Raw genomic sequence first — 18,395 nt, 5'->3', positions numbered from 1 at the left:
AAATAAGAGCGTGTCCCCAACCCCCATCCCCCCTAAAATACCGGCCATTCCCGATTTCGCCTGCCCGAGGCCGCTTGTCCATGTCCGTTACCGCCCCTTCCACCAAACCCACGCCAGATCACCACGCCCAGTTCATCGAGCTGCTGCAAACCAGCCTCGACCAGAACGGCTTCATCAAACTGGTGCTGGCCAAGTACGTGGGCGAAGAGGCGGATCTGCAGCGGATCATCATCAAAGCGGTGACGGTCAAGGCCCAGCCCAACCTGTCCTTCGTCTATCGTTACAAGACCCGCGACATCACCAAGAACCTGCCGCTGAGCGAAGGCGTTGCGGTGATTGCCGAGCTGTTGCCGGCGGCGTTCAAAAATGCGCATTTGCTGACCGTGACCGACGAAGCCCAGCTCGAATACAGCAAAAAGGGCAAAAGCTCGCTGTTCAAGAGCAAACCTCAGCAATTGCGTGAAGCGCCGTCCGCCGAGCACAACCGCGAGAAAAACCGTTTTCTGGAATTGAGCCGACCGTTCCTCAAGGACCTGGGCGTGACCAATGCTCAGCACGAGCTGATTCCGGCGATGTCGCGCAAGTGGAAGCAGATCAACAAGTTCATCGAAGTCTTCAGCCATGCGCTGACCTCTTCACCGCTGGCGCTGGACAAACCGGTGCGGGTGGCGGATTTCGGTTCGGGCAAGGGTTACCTGACGTTTGCCATCCACGATTACCTGCGCAATACGCTCAAGGCCGAAGGCGAAGTCACTGGCGTCGAGCTGCGCGAAGACATGGTCGACCTGTGCAACGCCGCCGCCGCGAAACTGGAGCACCCGGGGCTGGTGTTCAAGTGCGGTGACGTGCGCAGTGTGGCGCCGAGCGAACTGGACGTGATGATCGCCCTGCACGCCTGCGACATCGCCACTGACTACGCGATCCACACCGGCATCCGCTCGGGCGCGTCGATCATCATGTGCTCGCCGTGCTGCCACAAGCAGATCCGCCTGCAGATCCAGAGTCCGGCGCTGCTCAAGCCGATGCTGCAATACGGTCTGCACCTGGGCCAACAGGCCGAGATGGTCACCGACAGCCTGCGGGCGCTGTTCCTTGAGGCGTGTGGTTACGAGACCAAGGTGTTCGAGTTCATCTCGCTGGAACACACCAACAAGAACAAGATGATTCTGGCGGTGAAACGCGCCGAGCCGGTGAACCCGGCTCAGCTGTTGGTGAAGATTGCGGAGTTGAAGGCGTTCTACAACATCAGCGAGCACTGCCTCGAAACGCTGTTGCGCGCCGACGGCTTTCTCGCCTGACCCCCTGATACTGATCCGACACAAACCCTGTAGGAGCTGCGGCACGCTGCGATCTTTTGATCTTTAAAGGCAACATCAAAAGATCGCAGCGTGCCGCAGCTCCTACAGGGTTATGCGCTCGCCATCCGAGGGGCGGTGGTCATGCAGTGGCCGGTTGAGCGGGGCGCACGGCGGTCTTGCGCCCGAGCATCACTGTCGCGATGACCCCGCAAGCAAACACCCAGGTGATCGGCTCGACATGTTCGCCAAAGAACAGCGCCGAAAAGGCGATGGTGAAGAAGATCTGCAGCAACTGGATCTGACTGACCCGCGCAATCCCGCCCATCGCCAGCCCGGCGTACCAGGCGAAGAAACCGAGAAACTGCGAGAACAGTGCCACGTAGCCGAAGGCCCACCAGGTCTTGGCCGACACCGCGCCCTGATGCTGCAGCGCCAGGTACAGCACCGGCCCGATCAGCAGCGGCGTCGACAGCACCAGCGCCCAGCAGATCACCTGCCAGCCGCCCATCTCTTTCGCCAGCCGGCCACCCTCGGCATACCCCAGACCGCCCACGGCGATCGCCCCCAGCATCAACAAGTCCCCGGCCTGAATGCTGCCGGCACCGGTGTACAACGCATAACCGAGCACCAGCGCACTGCCCAGCGCGGCGCAGGCCCAGAAGGCTTTCGACGGACGCTCGTGGGATAACCATGCGGCATACAGCGCCACGCACAGCGGCTGCAAACCATTGACCAGCGCACCGTGGGACGCCGGCAAGGTCTGCATGGCCCATGCTGACAGCACCGGAAACCCGAGAATCACCCCGGCGATCACCAGGCTCAGGCCTTTGATCTGCTGCCAGGTCGGCCACTTTTCCCGGCGCCATAACAGCAGCAGCGCCGCCGGAATCGCCGCGAACAACGCGCGGCCCAGGCCGTTGAGCAGCGGATGCAGTTCCTGCACCACGATGCGGGTGAAGGGCAGGGTCAGGCTGAAAATCACAACCCCGAGCAGGCCGAGGGCCATGCCGGTGTTTTCGCGCGAAGACATGATGAGAACCAGAATAGAAGGTGGCAGGGGATTGCCTTCATCAAGCCATAAACCGCGGCGCTCGGGCTGGTACAGCCAGGCACAGAGTTATCCATACAGTTGGATCCCCTGTGGCGAGGGAGCTTGCTCCCGCTGGGCTGCGAAGCGGCCCCCGCTTTTTTCAGGAAAACTGTGCAAACAGGTTTTGCGCCTGCTGCGCAGTCGAGCGGGAGCAAGCTCCCTCGCCACAGAGGTTTGGTGTACGTAGTAGTCGGTTATTACCTGCCGGCTCTGAATGGGTCTACCTTGAGTACTCCTGCAAGCCCTTTCCCAGAGGAGACCGCCCCATGGCCGCGAAAAAAATCCTGATGCTGGTCGGCGATTACGTCGAAGACTACGAAGTGATGGTGCCGTTCCAGGCCCTGCAAATGGTCGGTCACACCGTGCACGCCGTGTGCCCGGACAAGGTCGCCGGCAAGACCGTGCGCACCGCCATTCATGACTTCGAAGGCGACCAGACCTACAGCGAGAAACCGGGGCACCTGTTCGCCCTCAACTTCGACTTTGCCAAGGTTGCCGAAGCGGACTACGACGCGCTGCTGATCCCCGGCGGTCGTGCGCCGGAATACCTGCGCCTGAACGAAAAAGTCCTCGAACTGGTGCGCGCGTTCGACAAGGCCGACAAGCCGATTGCGGCGGTCTGCCACGGCGCGCAATTGCTGGCCGCGGCCGGTGTTCTGGAAGGTCGCGAGTGCAGCGCCTATCCGGCCTGTGCGCCGGAAGTGCGACTGGCCGGTGGCACGTTCATCGATATCCCGGTGACCGACGGCCACGTTCAAGGCAATCTGGCGACTGCTCCGGCATGGCCGGCGCACCCGAACTGGCTGGCCGGTTTCCTCGGCTTGCTCGGCACTAAAATCACTCTGTAACGAGGATTCGCCCATGTGCGAGCTCTACGTCAAGGCCGACCCGATTCTCTACGAATCCCGCTCGCGCTCGTTGCGCATCTGCGGGGTGGTGACGACCCTGCGCCTGGAAAACCAGTTCTGGGACATCCTCAGTGAAATCGCCGAAGTCGATGGCATGACCACTAACCAGTTGATCGCCAAGCTGTATGAAGAAGTGATGGATTATCGCGGTGAGGTGGTGAATTTTGCCTCGTTCCTGCGGGTGAGCTGCACGCGGTATCTGAGTCAGCGGCGGGTGAGTGTGCCTGAATTGTCGGTGGTGCGGGCGGGGGTGAAATAGCCAACACCGGGGTGACGCCTTCGCGAGCAGGCTCGCTCCCACAGTAGATCTCCAGTGAACACAAAACGTGTGAACACTTATGTGGGAGCTTGCTCGCGAAGAGGTCGGTACAGGCGACAGAGTTCTGGAGCTGGTCTTTACTCTGAAGCGCGAAACCTCTTAACCGCCAAGGAGAATCGAGCATGTCCGGATGGTACGAAGTGAGCAAAAGCAGCAACGGCCAGTTCAGGTTTGTGCTTAAGGCCGCCAACGCCGAAACCATTCTCACCAGCGAGCTCTACACCACTCGCGCGGCAGTCGACAACGGCATTGCTTCGGTGCAGGCCAACAGCCCGCTGGATGAACGCTACGAGAAGAAAACCACAAAGGATGGCCACCCATACTTCAACCTCAAGGCTGCCAACCACCAGATCATTGGCAGCAGCGAGTCGTACTCCAACGACGCCGCGTGCGCCAAAGGCATCGCCAGCGTCAAGGCCAACGGGCCGAGCAAGGTGATCAAGGACAAGACGTTGCCGGTACTCTGAGTCCAGCTCATCGCTCTGTAGGCGCTGCGGCACGCTGCGATCTTTTGATCCTTGATTGTAAAGATCAGGATCAAAAGATCGCAGCCTCGTTTCACTCGACAGCTCCTACAGGTTTTTTGTTTTGCCTGAGATCAGCGCAGGGTCTTGAGGATCGCTTGCAACTGACCTTGCCCAACCTCACTCAACGGGAACACCGGCAACCGTGGATCCCCGACCTCCAGCCCCGTTTCGCGCAACCCAGCCTTGATCGTCGCCGGCAAGCCGCCCTTGAGGATGAAGTCCAGCAACGGCAACTGGCGGTAGAACAGTTCGCGTGCCCGGTCCAGGTCACCGGCCAGCGCGGCGGCGTACAGGTCCAGGTTCAGCTGTGCAATCAGGTTCGGTGCCGCCGTGCACCAACCCTTGGCCCCAGCGGCAAACGCCTCCAGTGCCAGCGGATTGCAGCCGTTGTAGAACGGCACCTGGCCTTCACCGAGCAATTGCAGCTTGTGCATGCGTTGAATATCGCCGGTACTCTCCTTGACCATGGTTACGTTTTCCACGCCGTTGACGATGCGCAGAATCAGTTCCACCGACATGTCGGTGCCGCTGGTGGCCGGGTTGTTGTAGAGCATGATCGGCACGCCGATGCTGTCGCCGATGGCGCGGTAGTGAGCAAGGATTTCCGCTTCGCTGAGCTTCCAGTACGAGGCCGGCAACACCATCACCACATCGGCGCCATGAGCTTCGGCGAAACGCGCGCGGCGCACCGCTTTGGCGGTGGTCAGGTCGGACACGCTGACGATGGTCGGCACCCGTTTGGCCACGTGTTTGATGCTGAACTCAGCCACTTGATCCCACTCGGCGTCGCTCAGGTAAGCGCCTTCGCCAGTGCTGCCCAGCGGGGCGATGGCGTGGACGCCGCTGTCGATCAGGCGATCGATCGATTGGCCGAGTGCCGGCAGATCCAGCCCTTCGCCGTGGGTGCCGAACGGGGTAATGGTGTAGCCGATGATGCCGTGAATGTTGGACATGCGGTGTCTCCTTGAAAAACTCAAATCAGTTCAGGCAATCGGCGTGTTGGCGCAGATTCTGTCGGGCGTAGTAGTTGAAGGCGGCGGCGTGGCGCTTGGGTTTCGATACCCAGTCATGGGCCTCGCGTCCCAGCGCCGGGATGATCGGCTTGATCGTGCCGGCCGCCATCGCCAGCAGTTGCAGCTTGGCCGCGCGCTCGATCAGTCGGGCGATGACACAAGCCTCTTCGATCGTCGCGCCGGTCGACAACTGACCGTGGTGTGAAAGCAGAATTGCGCGTTTGTCGCCCAGAGCTCCGGCAATCAGTTCGCCTTCTTCGTTGCCCACCGGCACGCCCGGCCAGCCTTCGAGAAACGCACAGTCGTCGTACAGCGGGCACAGGTCCATGTGGGAAATCTGCAGCGGCACTTCGAGCATCGACAGCGCGGCGATGTGCGTCGGGTGGGTGTGAATGATGCAGTTCACGTCCGGCCGGGCGCGGTAGACCCAGCTGTGGAAACGGTTGGCCGGGTTGGCCATGCCGTGGCCTTCGAGCACTTCCAGGTCTTCGTTGACCAGCAGCAGATTGCTCGCGGTGATTTCATCGAAGCCCAGGCCCAGTTGCTGCGTGTAATAGGTGCCGGGTTGTGGGCCGCGCGCCGTGATCTGCCCGGCCAGACCGGAGTCATGTCCGCTTTCAAACAGGATCCGGCAGGTCAGCGCCAGCTTTTGCCGGTCAGTCCACGTATTATCCGCCAGGTTTTTTTGCATCTGAGTCAGCGCTTGCTTGACCAGTTGTTCTTTAGGTAGTGCTAATGTCTTGGCCATGTCTGTGTCCTTTGGGTGAGTGCAAATGACACGAAAGAGCCTATATGACACAAAGTGTCATAAGCAAGCATGAATTGTCGTTTCCATGATGGAATAACTGCTGCGCATGTCTATCCGTTTGAAATTATTGAGAAAAAAACTTGGGGTCACGCTTGAGGCACTGGCCGAAAAGTCCGGCATGACCAAAAGCTACCTGTCGAAAGTCGAGCGCGGGTTGAACACCCCGTCGATCGCAGCCGCGCTGAAACTGGCGAAAGCGTTGAATGTGAAGGTTGAGGAACTGTTCTCCGAGGACAACGTCAGCCTCGACAGCTACAGCCTGGTGCGCAGCCATGAGCGCCAGTCGCTGGCGGCCAACGATCAGAGCCCCGGTTATGCGGTGCTGGCGCATCAGGTCAGCGAACGCAGCCTGCTGCCGTTCATCATCTACCCGCCGAGTGAATTCACCGACAAGACCTTCAAAGAGCATTTGGGCGAAGAGTTTCTGTTCGTCCACGAAGGGCAGGTGGAAGTGGATTTCATGAGCGAGCGGGTGCTGCTGGAGCGCGGCGATGCGCTGCACTTCAATGCGCAGAAGCCGCACCGGATCAGGTCGGTGGGCGAGGTGCAGGCGCAGTTGCTGGTGGTGGTGCACAGCACCGAGGAATGAACCGATTCTGCTGTTGTGGCGAGGGAGCTTGCTCCCGCTTGGCTGCGCAGCAGTCATCGCTTTGCAGCTTGATATTTTTGGGGCCGCTTCGCTGCCCAGCGGGAGCAAGCTCCCTCGCCACAGGTGATGTATTGGCTTCAGACTTCGACGGGAACCGAAAGCTTCGGATTGCCCAGCGCGTGGCTCTTCGCATCAAAAAACCGCAACTCAACGCCCGTGCCCTCGAACACCTGCGCGTAATGGCGCTTCTGATGCTGGATGAACGCCGCACTGCGCGGATAAATCGAGATCGCCACGGTCTGCGGTTTCGCCAACCGCAAGGCGCGCACGATATGAGCGTCTTGCTCACCCAGGGCATGACCAAAGATGCACAGATTCTCCGCATGCCCCAATAACTGCTCATAACAGAACGACAGATAATCCGAGCTGCGGATGGTTTTGAGCTTGTCCGCACTCGGCCCTTCGTTGACGAACAGCGGCACGTCGTCCAGCGTCTTGATCGTGTTGTTGATCGCGAAACTGCCGAGCAGGGTGCCTTCGGTCGAAGTCAATTTGCGTGCAGTGCCGTCCTGATTGCGCACCAGGTGCAGGCCGCCGTGCAGGTACAGCAAGCGTGGTTTGGCGCTGGTGCTTTCACTCAGATCAAAACCGGCATCGGGGCCGTTGAACAGGTCATCGATGGCCTCGCTCTGATGCTGGATTGCCCAGTAGCTGAGCAGGTCGTAATTGGTGGTGAACACCGTGCGATAGCGCGCCAGTTCTTCGTTGAGCGTCGCCAGGGTTGTGGCTTGCACCAGTCGCCACGGGATGTGCACGGCGTGCACGGTGTTGATCAGCGCTTCCTTGATCGCGTAGTAGCGATTGCGCGGTGCGGCCGAGCTGACGGCCAGTGCCTTGTTGACCCGGCTGGTGGTTTTCAGGGCGCCAAGCACTTGCTCGAAGCTGCGCGTCTGCATCGCGTCGAACACGCTCAGCTCCGACGGGCTCAGCGGTTTCTCTTCCACCGTGCGTGCATTTTCGAACAGCGAGTCGTAGCCGAAGTCGTCCCATACCGCACGGCTGGCGCCATTGCCCACCAGCAGACCGTTGAAGTCGGCAGTGGCGCGCAGGGCGCTCCAGTCTTCGAGGGTGGCATCGACATCCAGAAAATCGGTCATTGCGGGGGCAGTCTCAAAACAAAGGGCGGATGGACGGCGACTTTATCACGAGCGGGCATTGAGCCAGATCAACATCGGTCGTGACCGATCAGTCGATCCTGTGCTCATCCGCCGTATCGGAGCAGTCGATTCGGCCTCAGTCAGGAGATGCGCATGAGCAGCACCTTTTTCATTCCGGCCGTAAACATCATGGGCAACGGATGCCTCGACGAGGCCATGGTTGCGATCCGCAACTACGGGTTTCGCAAGGCGCTGATCGTCACCGACGTGGGGCTGGCCAAGGCCGGCGTTGCGACCATGCTCGCCGAGAAACTGGCGATGCAGGACATCGACTCAGTGCTCTTCGATGGCGCCAAACCGAACCCGAGCATTGCCAACGTCGAGGCCGGGCTGAGCCTTTTGAAAGAGAGCCAATGCGATTTCGTGGTGTCGCTGGGGGGCGGTTCGCCCCATGACTGCGCCAAAGGCATTGCCCTGTGTGCGACCAACGGCGGGCAGATCCGCGACTACGAAGGCGTCGATCAATCGAGCAAGCCGCAACTGCCGCTGATCGCCATCAACACCACCGCCGGCACTGCCAGCGAGATGACCCGGTTCTGCATCATCACCGACGAATCGCGCCACGTGAAAATGGCCATCGTCGACCGCAACGTCACGCCGCTGTTGTCGGTCAACGACCCGGCACTGATGGTCGCCATGCCGAAAAGCCTGACTGCCGCCACCGGCATGGACGCGCTGACCCACGCCATCGAGGCCTACGTTTCGACCGCCGCCAACCCCATCACCGATGCCTGCGCGCTGAAGGCCATGACGCTGATCAGCAACAACCTGCGCCTGGCCGTGCGTGACGGCAGCGACCTCGCAGCGCGGGAAAACATGGCGTATGCGCAGTTCCTCGCCGGCATGGCGTTCAACAATGCGTCGCTTGGCTACGTGCACGCGATGGCGCACCAGTTGGGCGGTTTCTACGATCTGCCCCACGGCGTGTGCAACGCCGTGTTGCTGCCGCATGTACAGGCTTTCAACGCGCTGATCTGCGCCGAACGCCTGACTGACGTGGCGCATGCGATGGGCGCCGACATTCGCGGTTTCAGTCCGGAGGAGGGCGCCCAGGCGGCGATCAACGCGATTCGTTGTCTGGCTAAAGATGTCGATATTCCGGGCGGCCTGCGCGAACTCGGCGCCAAGCTCAGCGACATCCCGGTGCTTGCCACCAACGCACTGAAAGATGCGTGCGGCCTGACCAATCCGCGGGCGGCGGATCAGCGGCAGATCGAGGAGATTTTCCGCAACGCGTTTTGAGCAGGGTACAGCCTCGACAAGCTCCGAGGTCTTCAGCGCCACTTCTGACGCCATCGCGAGCAGGCTCACTCCTACAGGGGAATGCATTTCAACTGTAGGAGTGAGCCTGCTCGCGATGGCTGATTTCCAGACATTGAATAATCCTCTGGATTAACCAACCGCTGCCCCATTCCTCTCAAACACCCCGCCGAACTGAATCAACACCACCCCGCCAATCAACAACAACGCCCCCAACACCCGCGACACCGTCAGCTGTTTCTCCACCAATCCAAACAGCCCAAAGTGATCGAGCAGCATCGAAGCAATCACCTGCCCGGCCAACGCCAACGCAACAAACCCCGACGCGCCGAGCTTGGGCAGCAACATCACCGCCAGCGCCACAAAGCACACGCCAAACGCGCCGCCAGCCCACATCCACAACGGCGCCTTGCTGATGAACCCCAGCGACGGCAGCGGCAGGCGCAACGCCAGAATCACCGGCAACAGCACCAGCACGCTGACCAGCAACGAGGCCAGTGTCGCCCACAACGGATGTCCCAGCCCGCGCGCCAGATTGCTGTTGATCGCACTCTGGAACGGCACCACCGCCCCGGCAAACGCGGCCAGCAGCAACAGCCCGGCCCACTGCAACGTACTCATGATCACTCTCCAACAGGTTTTGCTGGACTCTAAGGTATTCGTCGCGCAGATTTAAATTCCGTTTTGTCATCCAGAACATGCACAAGATGAATGATCTGCGCCGTATCGATCTGAACCTGTTGGTGATTCTCGACGCCTTGCTCAGCGAGCAACACGTCACCCGTGCCGCCGAGCGACTGCACCTGAGCCAACCGGCGGTCAGCCATGCGCTGGCGCGATTGCGCGACGTGCTGGGCGATCCGCTGCTGGTGCGCGCCGGCTCGACCCTGGTGCCCACGGCGCGAGCGCTGGAACTGATCGCGCCGCTGGCCGAAGCACTGGCGCAGGTGCAATCGCTGCTGGCGCCGAATGCCTTCGATCCGGCCAGTGCGCGTCGGACCTTTCGTGTGGCGATGTCTGACTACGGCGCGGCCATCATCCTGCCCGGCTTGATCCGCACCCTGCGCCGCGAAGCGCCGGGCATCGACCTGCAAATCAGCCACGCCAGCCGCGAAGGTATGCTCGAGGGGGTGCTCAACGGTGACATTGATGTGGCCGCCGGGGTGTTCCCGGAGATGCCCCACGAATTACGCAGTTCGGTGCTGTTTGAAGAGCGCTACGTCTGCCTGCTGGATCGCCGCACCTTGCCAGCCGACGGCACTCTGGACTTGCCGACTTACCTGTCGCGCCCGCACGTTCTGCTGGAAATGCGCGGCAGCGGCACCCCGGAAATCGAACGCGCGCTGACCTCACTGCGCGAACGCCGCCGCGTCGCCATCAGCCTGCCGCACTGGAACGTCGCGCCACAGTTGATCAGCGGTACGGACCTGATCCTCACCGTGTCGTCGCGCAGCGTGCGTGAGATCGATCAGCAGGATTTGATCGTGCTGCCGCCCCCGTTCGAGATTGCGCCGTTCACGTTTGTGCTGGCGTGGCACAAGCGGCGGGGTGCGGATCAGGCGTTGCACTGGTTGAATCGCAGGATTGAGGAGGGGATAGTGCGCGGCTGAAAAAAATTATCAGGGAGTCGGGGATGACAGTGAAGTCTGGATGGGTTGGGTGTTGGGTCCTGTGTGGGTGGTTGATGGCAGGGCAGGCGTTCGCCGAGTGCTCGCCGCCAGCGGTGGCAGGACAGTGGGATTTTTCTGTCTGCAAGGAATGGCCTGTGGTTCCGGCCCTGACGATCAATGCGATAGCAAAGTTTGAATCGGATCCGGTGTATGCCCATGGTGATAGGATTGGCTCTTACGATCTGGATTTATCCGTGTCGTCAGTCGACAACTTGACCCCGCTCGCGACTTATCATCAACCGTCCGTGTTCCAGTCTGACGCCTTCGCGCTGGAGAGCTTGGAACTGGATACTGCGCGCTACAAGCTGGCTTCTGACATTCGTGCCTTTGGCATACGGGCCATTTTCAAAAACTCCTCACGCGTCAATCCCATGGATGAAACCCAGTTGTCGCTCTATGTGAAAGAAGGCGGCAAGCTGCGTCCGGTATTGGATCGGATGCTGGTTTACCGCTTTGGCGGCGAATGGGATGGCAACTGCGCGGGGGAACGTGCGACCACAATCAGCACGATCGAAATAGGTAAAACCAGCTCTCACGGATTTGCCGACCTGATCGTGAAATCGGTCACCACCGGCGTGAGTGGCGAGGGCCCGCCGGACAATTGCGAAATAAAAACCACGAACCATAAGCCCGTGCTGACCATTCTGCACTACGACGGAAAATCCTACGTTTTGCCTAAAGGTTTCCAAGGTCTGTAACCGGCTTGCTTAACACGACACTTATCAAGGAAGAACCATGCTCAACCTCTCCAGACTCCTGATCACCCTCGGTTTCCTGGCCATCACCACCCACGCCCAAGCCGCCTGCACCACCAAGAGTTTCGACGGCAAATCCATGTCGCGCTGCAACGTCTGGCCGGCGTTCCCGAGTCAGGCGATTTCGGTCAAATCCACCTATCTGGCCGATTCCGGTGGTGACGATGCCGGTGCGTTCGATCTGGATCTGGCGCTGCTCAATGCCAGCAACGCCAAACCGATCGCCACTTACCACAAACCGGGCGCCTACAACTCCGATGCCGTGCGGCTGGATGACGTACGCATCGATACGGCGCGCTACCGACTGACGCCGGACGTCCGGGCTTTTGGTCTGCGAGCGAAATTCGCGCACAGTTCTCAGGCCATGCCCTACGAGAAAACCGATCTGGCGCTGTATGTGCGCGAGGGTGACAGCCTGCGTCCGGTGCTCGAAGGCCTGGTGGTCTTCAAGAACAACGGTGAGTTCGTGAATGACTGCGAGGGCTACAGCAAAAAAATCCGCCGGACGCTCGAGATGGGTCCATCGAGTCACAATGGTTTCGCCGATCTGATCGTCACCACCAGCGGCAGCAAAATGAAAAACACTAAATCCGGCAATCAGTGCGTATCGAACACCACCGAGCTGAAGAAAAAGCAGATCACCCTGACGTACGATGGTCAGCAGTACAACGTCCCTGAAGACCTGCGAGGTTACTGACCCCATGCTCACCGGCCTCAACCACCTGACCCTCGCCGTCAGCGACTTGCCACGCAGTCTGGCGTTCTATCGCGACGTGCTGAGTCTGCGCGTCGAAGCTACGTGGGACGCCGGTGCCTACCTGTCGCTGCCGGGGCTGTGGTTGTGTCTGTCGCTGGACGCACAGCGCAGTTGCGAGCCGTCCGTCGACTACACCCATTACGCGTTCAGCCTCGATCAGGCGGATTTTCCATTGTTCGTGCAGAAGCTAAAAGCGGCCAACGTGCGGGAATGGCGCGACAACCGCAGCGAAGGTGCATCGTTCTACTTTCTTGACCCGGACGGGCACAAGCTCGAAGCCCACGTCGGCGATCTCGCGTCACGACTGGCAGCCTGTCGGTTGAGACCGTATGCGGGTATGCGTTTTTACGACGAGCAGTGATCAGACACAGGGCGCTGATATAGACTGGCCACCATTCGTGCTGGCGCTTGCAGGTATGTCATGACTCCATCGTTGCTTATGGCCGTTCTGGCCTCGGGTTTCATCTATGGCATTACGCCGGGGCCGGGTGTGCTGGCAGTGTTCGGCATCGGCGCGGCGCATGGGCGGCGGGCCGGGGCGGGGTTTCTCTGCGGGCACCTGCTCGGGGATGTGGTCTGGTGCAGCACCGCGTTGATCGCGATCGTCGGCGCCCGGGAAATCGGCAGCACCGCGTTTGATGTACTCGGCGTGCTCAGCGGCGTGTACCTGTTCTGGCTTGGCTGGCGAGCGGTGCGCGCCCAGCGGCGTAGCGATGACCAGCCCCAGGGCGCGGCGCGTCAGCCGTTCTGGCACGGCATCCTGTTCGGCCTGACCAATCCCAAGGCCTACCCGGTAGCGGTGGCGACGTTTACCGCGCTGCTGTCGAGCCGCGCCGAACTGCTCAACTGGTCGATGCTGCCGGCGCTGATCGCCTTGAGCTTCCTCGGCGGATTGCTGGCTTACGCTATCTTGATCGGTGTTGTCGGCGCCCGTCGGGTGCGCACGCTGTATCAACGCCATGAACTGATGATCACCCGCCTGTGCGGGGTGATGTTCATCGGTTTTGCGATCAACGCGCTGGTGCATGCGCTGCCGGGATTGCTGCCGAACAAGGCTTGACGCTGGTTGCAGGGATGCGGGAGCAAAAGGTCAGGGATGGTGGATCATTGTTGCATTGCCCGGACACCTACGCTGAACCATGGAAAGCCGAAATTCCGCGCCGTTGGCGAGTTATATGGACCTGTTGCTGGACGCCGTCTGTGCGGTGGACAAGCAAGGCCGTTTCGTTTTTGTCAGTGCGGCCTGCGAGCGCATTTTCGGGTACACGCCTGACGAGTTGATCGGCCGGCCAATGATCGAGCTGGTGCATCCGGCCGACCGCCAGCGCACGCTCGCCGCCGCCCGCGACATCATGGGCGGCGAGCCCAAGCACAACTTCGAAAACCGCTACGTGCGCAAGGATGGGCGCATCGCGCACATTCTGTGGTCGGCGCGCTGGTCCGAGGTCGATCAGTTGCGCATCGCCGTGGCCCGCGACATCACCGAACGCAAACAGGCCGAATCGCGCCAGGCGGCGTTGTACGCGATTTCCGAAGCGGCCCACGTGGCCGAAGACCTGTTGGCGCTGTTCAAGCGCATTCACCTGATCATTGGCGAGTGGCTGCCGGCGCTGAATTTCTCCGTGGCGCTCTACGACGAGCACTGCGCGCAGCTGAATTTTCCCTATCACGTCGACGATCACGAATTGCAGCCTGAGCAACCGGGCACTGCCACCGGTCGCCTGTGCGCGGAAGTCATCCGCAGCGGCCAGCCGATTCTGCTGACGCCGGACTGCCCTGATTCACCGCCGGAGTTCGCCGCACTGGTGGCGGGGCAAGATTCACCGTGCTGGCTCGGGGTGCCGCTGAACTCGAAAAACGGCACCATCGGTGCGCTGATCGTCAAAAGTCTGCCGGGCGGGGAGCGATACACCGAACAGGACAAGGAGCTGCTGCAATACGTCTGCGCCCAGGTCGCCACTGCCGTTGAGCGTCAGCAACTGCACGCGCGGCTCAAACGTATGGCGCAGTTCGATCAATTGACCCAGTTGCCCAATCGCGTACTGCTCAAAGATCGCCTCAAGGCTGCGATGGACGGTGCTCGCGAAGCGTCAGGAAGCATGGCGCTGCTGTACGTCGATCTGGATCGCTTCAAACAGGTCAACGATACCTTTGGTCATGCGGTCGGCGACATGCTGCTGCAAACGGTAGCGAGTCGGCTCAAGGGCTGCGTGCGCGACAGCGATACCGTGGCGCGCATCGGTGGCGATGAATTCGTGGTGCTGTTGCACAGCCTTCACGCCGCTGAAGACGCTGACAGCGTGGCCGAAAAAATCCGACAGGTGCTGATGCAGCCGATGCGCCTGGACGGTCACAATCTGCACATCGAACCGAGCATCGGCGTGGCCCGTTATCCCGAACATGGCCGCGAAGAACAGCAACTGTTCCGGCATGCCGACCAGGCGATGTACGCCGCCAAACGCCTTAATCATCGGGCGGTTGATCTCTGAAACAGTGCGCGCCGTTCGTCGCGGCGCGGGCAACTTTTCTAAACCTTTCTCGGTGCGGCAATTCTCAATCTAGGCGGGCACCCGCTCGCCAACGATCAACACCAAGAGGAAGAGAATCATGCCTAATTCAAGAAACTCGAACTCGGGAAACTTTGCCAACGATCGAACGAAGGCGTCTGAGGCCGGTCGCAAGGGTGGGAAAACCACCACCACGACGGTCGACAAAGAGCCTGCGAAAACCGAAATGGGTCGCAAGCCAGCGCAGAAATCGAAGTAAGTCGGTGAGGTCGTTTTGATTGAGAGGCGGGGGCGTAAGCTCCCGCTTGAATTTGAAGAGAAGGAGGGCGCGACCATGAGCCGGATGGCCACCCAGGTACGTCGTTTCAGTTTTGTCACGTTGTTGGGACTGTTCGCCAGCAGTGCATTTGCCAGCGGCGCCGCAGCCCAGTCGCCTGCCGATTTTATCAACGATGCTTCGGCCAAAGGCATGGCCGACATCGAAGCCAGTCGTCTGGCGCATCAGAAGTCCGAATCCAAAGAGGTCAAGGACTACACCATCGTGGTCATCAATGACCGCACGACCGCCAATCAGCATCTGGCGAAAATCGCGAAGAAACTCGACCTGCCGGTCGCTCCCCGCGAAGAAATCGCCGACAAGGCGAAAACCATGATCCCGCAGGTCAAGGACGGTGAAACCTTCGACCAGGCCTACGCCGCGAGCCAGGTGAAAGCGACCGAGGAAGCCATCCAGCAGATCCAGCAAGAGGCACAGAGCACCGACGTGCCGGAGATCAAGGCATTTGCCGACGAGACCTTGCCGAAGCTGCAAAACCATCTGGAAATGGCCCGGGCGCTGCAAGCTAGCCGCTGACCCGCGGGGTTACCTGTTTCCTGTGGCGAGGGAGCTTGCTCGCGCCGGGCTGCGTAGCAGACCTTTTTCATAGGCCGCTTCGCGACCCAGCGGGAACAGGCTCCCTCGCCACAAAGGTTGACCTGCCAGCAACGCTATCAGCAGTCATTCAAATCCTGTTTCGGCTTGCTCTTTTGCGCCAGCCCATCGAGGTCGAACACCTCGTTTTCGCCGAGGCCGCGGTAATGCTTGCGCAGCGCCTCCAGTTGCTTGAGGTCGAGCGACTCCAGCCCGAGCATCGCGTTCTGCGCTTCCTTGTTCACCCGCAATAACTCATCAAGCTTCAGGTGCAGGATGTCTGTATCGCGGTTCTGCGTGTTCTGGATCAGGAACACCATCAGAAACGTGATGATCGTGGTCGAGGTGTTGATGATCAGTTGCCAAGTATCGTTGAAGTGAAAAATCGGCCCGCTCAGTCCCCACAGGAAAATCAGGATCAATGCGCCCATGAAGGTTTTCGGGCTACCGGCCCACAATGCGAGGGTCTGGGAAATCTTCGCGAATTTCATTGCCGTGTTCCTTATTGGGATTGCCTGAAGTTCAGACAGTCACGGCGTTGCGAAAATTCGACTGAGCAAGCCTATTGCTGCTGAAAATTGTTATCGCTGGGGGTAGGGCTAAGCGCTTTGCAGGAGAAAACTTTCTTTGTGCTGGTTTGCGTCTAGGATCAATTGGCAATCAATTCGCCAGTATGCGAATGCACGGATAGAAACCAGTCAGAGGTCACTCATGGAATTCTTCGAGAAATTAGCCAGTCTAGCCGCTAAAGTTCGATTGCAGAGCGCTGCAATCCAGACTGAAGAGGCGACAAAGAATGCGTTTGTCATGCCCTTCATAAGCAATGTTCTAGGTTACGACGTGTTTGACCCAACCGAGGTGACGCCGGAGTTTGTCTGCGACATCGGTACGAAGAAAGGTGAGAAAATTGATTACGCCATCATGAAAGAGGGCGAAGTTCAAATACTCATCGAGTGCAAGAAAATCGGTGAGCCCTTGCACATCAACCACGCATCTCAGCTCTTTCGCTACTTTCACGTTACTAGCGCACGCATCTCTATCCTTACCAACGGGCAAGTCTACAAGTTTTTTACGGATCTGGACGCGCCCAACAAGATGGATGAGAAACCGTTTCTTGAGCTCGATCTTTTGGATATCGACGAGTACTCGGTTCCCGAGTTGATCAAACTGACGAAGTCGGCTTTTGATGTTGATTCAATCATCAGCGCGGCGGGAGAACTGAAGTACGTTAGTCAAATCAAAAAGGTGATAGCCGCTCAGGTCAGCAAGCCTGATGATGATTTTGTGAAGGTTTTCGCATCACGTGTCTACGATGGGGTAATTACCCAAAAGGTACGTGAACAGTTTCATGAGCTGACCAGAAAAGCCGTAGCACAGTTCTTAAATGACCAGATTAATGATCGGCTCAAATCAGCGATGAGTGGCGTAATTCAGCCAGTGCTGACGTCTTCACCATCAGCTACTGTCGGGACCGATCCGATAGACGCGCGCGATGAGTCGGAAGATAAAGTGTTAACAACACTGGAAGAGCTTGAGGGTTACCACATAGTTCGTGCGCTGGTTCGGTCTGTTGTAGACGCCAAGCGTATCGTTCAGCGTGATACGCAGAGCTATTTCGGGATATTGTTAGACGACAACAATCGCAAGCCAATCTGTCGATTGCATTTCAATCGCTCCCAGAAGTACATCGGCATCTTTGATGAGGATAAAAATGAAACGCGGCACCCGATAAACTCAGTTGATGAGATATACGAATTTTCAGATCACCTAAAAAAGACCGTCGGGTACTACGATTGATTAATAAACCGGCTCTTAAGGCCGGTTTTTTTATTTTTTTAGTGCGATTCCAAACATGGAAATCCCTTGCAATAAGCCTTTCTGGAACTGCCCGCAGCGCTGCGTGTATGGTGACGAATTACTGCCATGCCTCGACAGGAGAACGCAATGAGTTGGTCCGCCAAGCAATACGTCGCTTTCGAAGATGAACGCACCCGTCCGGCCCGAGATTTGTTGGCGGCGATTCCCACCGCTCAGGCGCACACGGTGGTTGATATCGGTTGTGGTCCCGGGAACTCGACGGAGTTGCTGATGCAGCGTTTTCCGGAGGCGACGGTCACGGGGCTGGACAGCTCGCCGGACATGATCGCCGCAGCACGCAAGCGCCTGCCGCATTTACAGTTTGAAGTGGCCGAGATCGACCGTTGGGCTGATGCCGGTCCATTCGATGTGATCTTCGCCAACGCCGTGCTGCAGTGGCTGCCGGATCACGCGACGCTGCTGCCGACGCTGGCCGGCAAGCTGTCCCCCGGCGGCAGTCTGGCGATCCAGATGCCGGACAACCTCAACGAGCCTTCCCATCGACTGATGCGCGAAGTCGCTGCCAACGGCCCATGGGCCGCCAAGCTGGCAGGTGCCGCCGGGCAACGGACCGAGATGGCGAGTGCCAGCGATTACTTCTCGATGTTGCGCCCGCACTGTTCGCGGGTCGATGTCTGGCGCACCACCTATCATCATCCACTGGCCAGTGGTGCGGCGGGGGTGGTGGAGTGGTTCAAGGGCAGTGGCCTGATTCCGTTTTTGAACCCGCTGAGTGAAGAGGAGCGGGTGCAATTTCTGGCGCAGTATCTGGCGGCCGTTGCCGAGGCTTATCCGGCGCTGGCCGATGGTTCGGTGTTGTTGCCGTTTCCACGGCTATTTATCGTCGCGACTCGCTAAAGGCAAACACCCATCCCGTGGCGAGGAAGCTTGCTCCCGCTGGACTGCGCAG

At 59.4% G+C, this 18,395-nt stretch carries 22 protein-coding genes; 16 read left to right on the top strand and 6 right to left on the bottom strand.

The window, feature by feature from the left end; genetic code table 11:
• Positions 1 to 80 precede the first annotated feature (80 nt).
• Positions 81 to 1,298, top strand: coding sequence for a class I SAM-dependent methyltransferase (locus HBN98_RS02100; RefSeq protein ID WP_083366775.1), 1,218 nt, complete (start codon positions 81 to 83; stop codon positions 1,296 to 1,298).
• Between the two features lie 139 nt (positions 1,299 to 1,437).
• Here HBN98_RS02100 and HBN98_RS02095 read toward each other — a convergent pair whose 3' ends face one another.
• Positions 1,438 to 2,328, bottom strand: a complete 891-nt coding sequence (locus tag HBN98_RS02095; RefSeq protein WP_064586385.1) for a DMT family transporter — start codon at positions 2,326 to 2,328, stop codon at positions 1,438 to 1,440.
• A 326-nt stretch (positions 2,329 to 2,654) separates the two neighbouring features.
• On the opposite strand from HBN98_RS02095, the gene HBN98_RS02090 reads away from it, so the two are divergent.
• From HBN98_RS02090 to HBN98_RS02080, 3 genes are all read left to right on the top strand, one after another.
• Positions 2,655 to 3,236, top strand: a complete 582-nt coding sequence (locus tag HBN98_RS02090) for a DJ-1/PfpI family protein (protein WP_083366774.1) — start codon at positions 2,655 to 2,657, stop codon at positions 3,234 to 3,236.
• A gap of 13 nt (positions 3,237 to 3,249) precedes the next feature.
• Complete coding sequence (locus tag HBN98_RS02085; RefSeq protein WP_083366773.1) at positions 3,250 to 3,555, top strand: ribbon-helix-helix domain-containing protein; 306 nt, start codon at positions 3,250 to 3,252, stop codon at positions 3,553 to 3,555.
• Positions 3,556 to 3,737: 182 nt separating this feature from the next.
• The gene (locus tag HBN98_RS02080; protein WP_083366772.1) at positions 3,738 to 4,082 is read left to right on the top strand and encodes a YegP family protein; all 345 of its coding nucleotides are present in this window, start codon (positions 3,738 to 3,740) and stop codon (positions 4,080 to 4,082) included.
• 131 nt (positions 4,083 to 4,213) lie between these two features.
• Here the strand turns inward: HBN98_RS02080 and HBN98_RS02075 are convergent, their stop codons facing one another.
• Both HBN98_RS02075 and HBN98_RS02070 read right to left on the bottom strand, forming a co-directional pair.
• Positions 4,214 to 5,095 (bottom strand): dihydrodipicolinate synthase family protein, encoded by an 882-nt coding sequence (locus HBN98_RS02075; protein WP_083366771.1) that lies wholly within the window; start codon positions 5,093 to 5,095, stop codon positions 4,214 to 4,216.
• Positions 5,096 to 5,120: 25 nt separating this feature from the next.
• Positions 5,121 to 5,903 carry an aldolase gene (locus tag HBN98_RS02070; RefSeq protein WP_083366770.1) on the bottom strand — a complete coding sequence of 261 codons (783 nt, stop codon included), beginning with the start codon at positions 5,901 to 5,903 and terminating at the stop codon, positions 5,121 to 5,123.
• Between the two features lie 106 nt (positions 5,904 to 6,009).
• On the opposite strand from HBN98_RS02070, the gene HBN98_RS02065 reads away from it, so the two are divergent.
• The gene (locus tag HBN98_RS02065) at positions 6,010 to 6,552 is read left to right on the top strand and encodes a helix-turn-helix domain-containing protein (protein WP_083366769.1); all 543 of its coding nucleotides are present in this window, start codon (positions 6,010 to 6,012) and stop codon (positions 6,550 to 6,552) included.
• Positions 6,553 to 6,689: 137 nt separating this feature from the next.
• Here the strand turns inward: HBN98_RS02065 and HBN98_RS02060 are convergent, their stop codons facing one another.
• A complete protein-coding gene (locus tag HBN98_RS02060; protein WP_083366768.1) occupies positions 6,690 to 7,709 on the bottom strand; it encodes a DUF4917 family protein in 1,020 nt (339 codons plus the stop codon).
• 153 nt (positions 7,710 to 7,862) lie between these two features.
• Between HBN98_RS02060 and yiaY the strand changes: the two genes are divergently transcribed.
• Positions 7,863 to 9,011 (top strand): L-threonine dehydrogenase, encoded by a 1,149-nt coding sequence (yiaY, locus tag HBN98_RS02055; protein ID WP_083366767.1) that lies wholly within the window; start codon positions 7,863 to 7,865, stop codon positions 9,009 to 9,011.
• A gap of 150 nt (positions 9,012 to 9,161) precedes the next feature.
• On the opposite strand, the gene HBN98_RS02050 is transcribed toward yiaY, so the two are convergent.
• Positions 9,162 to 9,650: a DMT family transporter gene (locus tag HBN98_RS02050; protein WP_083366766.1), complete on the bottom strand. Its 489-nt coding sequence runs from the start codon at positions 9,648 to 9,650 to the stop codon at positions 9,162 to 9,164.
• A 77-nt stretch (positions 9,651 to 9,727) separates the two neighbouring features.
• On the opposite strand from HBN98_RS02050, the gene HBN98_RS02045 reads away from it, so the two are divergent.
• From HBN98_RS02045 to HBN98_RS02010, 8 genes are all read left to right on the top strand, one after another.
• Positions 9,728 to 10,639 (top strand): LysR family transcriptional regulator, encoded by a 912-nt coding sequence (locus HBN98_RS02045; RefSeq protein WP_169844028.1) that lies wholly within the window; start codon positions 9,728 to 9,730, stop codon positions 10,637 to 10,639.
• A gap of 23 nt (positions 10,640 to 10,662) precedes the next feature.
• Entirely contained in the window at positions 10,663 to 11,397 is a 735-nt protein-coding gene (locus tag HBN98_RS02040; protein WP_083366764.1) for a PA3715 family protein, read from the top strand.
• 37 nt (positions 11,398 to 11,434) lie between these two features.
• Positions 11,435 to 12,151 carry a PA3715 family protein gene (locus HBN98_RS02035; RefSeq protein ID WP_083366763.1) on the top strand — a complete coding sequence of 239 codons (717 nt, stop codon included), beginning with the start codon at positions 11,435 to 11,437 and terminating at the stop codon, positions 12,149 to 12,151.
• Between the two features lie 4 nt (positions 12,152 to 12,155).
• A complete protein-coding gene (gene fos / locus HBN98_RS02030) occupies positions 12,156 to 12,572 on the top strand; it encodes a fosfomycin resistance glutathione transferase (RefSeq protein ID WP_083366762.1) in 417 nt (138 codons plus the stop codon).
• Between the two features lie 60 nt (positions 12,573 to 12,632).
• Positions 12,633 to 13,271, top strand: coding sequence for a LysE family translocator (locus HBN98_RS02025; RefSeq protein WP_064586399.1), 639 nt, complete (start codon positions 12,633 to 12,635; stop codon positions 13,269 to 13,271).
• Positions 13,272 to 13,350: 79 nt separating this feature from the next.
• Positions 13,351 to 14,700 carry a sensor domain-containing protein gene (locus tag HBN98_RS02020; protein WP_083366761.1) on the top strand — a complete coding sequence of 450 codons (1,350 nt, stop codon included), beginning with the start codon at positions 13,351 to 13,353 and terminating at the stop codon, positions 14,698 to 14,700.
• A gap of 118 nt (positions 14,701 to 14,818) precedes the next feature.
• Positions 14,819 to 14,977: a KGG domain-containing protein gene (locus HBN98_RS02015; protein ID WP_003222499.1), complete on the top strand. Its 159-nt coding sequence runs from the start codon at positions 14,819 to 14,821 to the stop codon at positions 14,975 to 14,977.
• Between the two features lie 75 nt (positions 14,978 to 15,052).
• Entirely contained in the window at positions 15,053 to 15,571 is a 519-nt protein-coding gene (locus HBN98_RS02010) for a DUF4142 domain-containing protein (protein ID WP_064586401.1), read from the top strand.
• Positions 15,572 to 15,708: 137 nt separating this feature from the next.
• Here the strand turns inward: HBN98_RS02010 and HBN98_RS02005 are convergent, their stop codons facing one another.
• Complete coding sequence (locus HBN98_RS02005) at positions 15,709 to 16,119, bottom strand: low affinity iron permease family protein (protein WP_083366760.1); 411 nt, start codon at positions 16,117 to 16,119, stop codon at positions 15,709 to 15,711.
• 220 nt (positions 16,120 to 16,339) lie between these two features.
• On the opposite strand from HBN98_RS02005, the gene HBN98_RS02000 reads away from it, so the two are divergent.
• Entirely contained in the window at positions 16,340 to 17,425 is a 1,086-nt protein-coding gene (locus tag HBN98_RS02000) for a type I restriction endonuclease (RefSeq protein ID WP_083366759.1), read from the top strand.
• A 147-nt stretch (positions 17,426 to 17,572) separates the two neighbouring features.
• On the top strand, positions 17,573 to 18,343 hold the full coding sequence (gene tam / locus HBN98_RS01995) for a trans-aconitate 2-methyltransferase (RefSeq protein ID WP_083366758.1): 771 nt from the start codon (positions 17,573 to 17,575) through the stop codon (positions 18,341 to 18,343).
• Positions 18,344 to 18,395: the final 52 nt, after the last annotated feature.

This window comes from Pseudomonas koreensis (assembly GCF_012986595.1).
Lineage (GTDB): Bacteria > Pseudomonadota > Gammaproteobacteria > Pseudomonadales > Pseudomonadaceae > Aquipseudomonas > Aquipseudomonas koreensis.
Note: the sequence above shows the minus strand (reverse complement) of the source record. Positions and strands in the feature narration are given on the sequence as shown.

Coding starts and splice junctions, on each gene's coding strand:
- fos (WP_083366762.1), top strand. CDS start 12,156: ATGCTCACCGGCCTCAACCACCTGACCCTCGCCGTCAGCGACTTGCCA.
- HBN98_RS02090 (WP_083366774.1), top strand. CDS start 2,655: ATGGCCGCGAAAAAAATCCTGATGCTGGTCGGCGATTACGTCGAAGAC.
- HBN98_RS02015 (WP_003222499.1), top strand. CDS start 14,819: ATGCCTAATTCAAGAAACTCGAACTCGGGAAACTTTGCCAACGATCGA.
- HBN98_RS02085 (WP_083366773.1), top strand. CDS start 3,250: ATGTGCGAGCTCTACGTCAAGGCCGACCCGATTCTCTACGAATCCCGC.
- HBN98_RS02005 (WP_083366760.1), bottom strand. CDS start 16,119: ATGAAATTCGCGAAGATTTCCCAGACCCTCGCATTGTGGGCCGGTAGC.
- HBN98_RS02040 (WP_083366764.1), top strand. CDS start 10,663: ATGACAGTGAAGTCTGGATGGGTTGGGTGTTGGGTCCTGTGTGGGTGG.
- HBN98_RS02070 (WP_083366770.1), bottom strand. CDS start 5,903: ATGGCCAAGACATTAGCACTACCTAAAGAACAACTGGTCAAGCAAGCG.
- HBN98_RS02000 (WP_083366759.1), top strand. CDS start 16,340: ATGGAATTCTTCGAGAAATTAGCCAGTCTAGCCGCTAAAGTTCGATTG.
- HBN98_RS02010 (WP_064586401.1), top strand. CDS start 15,053: ATGAGCCGGATGGCCACCCAGGTACGTCGTTTCAGTTTTGTCACGTTG.
- tam (WP_083366758.1), top strand. CDS start 17,573: ATGAGTTGGTCCGCCAAGCAATACGTCGCTTTCGAAGATGAACGCACC.
- HBN98_RS02075 (WP_083366771.1), bottom strand. CDS start 5,095: ATGTCCAACATTCACGGCATCATCGGCTACACCATTACCCCGTTCGGC.
- HBN98_RS02095 (WP_064586385.1), bottom strand. CDS start 2,328: ATGTCTTCGCGCGAAAACACCGGCATGGCCCTCGGCCTGCTCGGGGTT.
- HBN98_RS02065 (WP_083366769.1), top strand. CDS start 6,010: ATGTCTATCCGTTTGAAATTATTGAGAAAAAAACTTGGGGTCACGCTT.
- HBN98_RS02020 (WP_083366761.1), top strand. CDS start 13,351: ATGGAAAGCCGAAATTCCGCGCCGTTGGCGAGTTATATGGACCTGTTG.
- HBN98_RS02050 (WP_083366766.1), bottom strand. CDS start 9,650: ATGAGTACGTTGCAGTGGGCCGGGCTGTTGCTGCTGGCCGCGTTTGCC.
- HBN98_RS02100 (WP_083366775.1), top strand. CDS start 81: ATGTCCGTTACCGCCCCTTCCACCAAACCCACGCCAGATCACCACGCC.
- HBN98_RS02060 (WP_083366768.1), bottom strand. CDS start 7,709: ATGACCGATTTTCTGGATGTCGATGCCACCCTCGAAGACTGGAGCGCC.
- HBN98_RS02025 (WP_064586399.1), top strand. CDS start 12,633: ATGACTCCATCGTTGCTTATGGCCGTTCTGGCCTCGGGTTTCATCTAT.
- yiaY (WP_083366767.1), top strand. CDS start 7,863: ATGAGCAGCACCTTTTTCATTCCGGCCGTAAACATCATGGGCAACGGA.
- HBN98_RS02045 (WP_169844028.1), top strand. CDS start 9,728: ATGCACAAGATGAATGATCTGCGCCGTATCGATCTGAACCTGTTGGTG.
- HBN98_RS02035 (WP_083366763.1), top strand. CDS start 11,435: ATGCTCAACCTCTCCAGACTCCTGATCACCCTCGGTTTCCTGGCCATC.
- HBN98_RS02080 (WP_083366772.1), top strand. CDS start 3,738: ATGTCCGGATGGTACGAAGTGAGCAAAAGCAGCAACGGCCAGTTCAGG.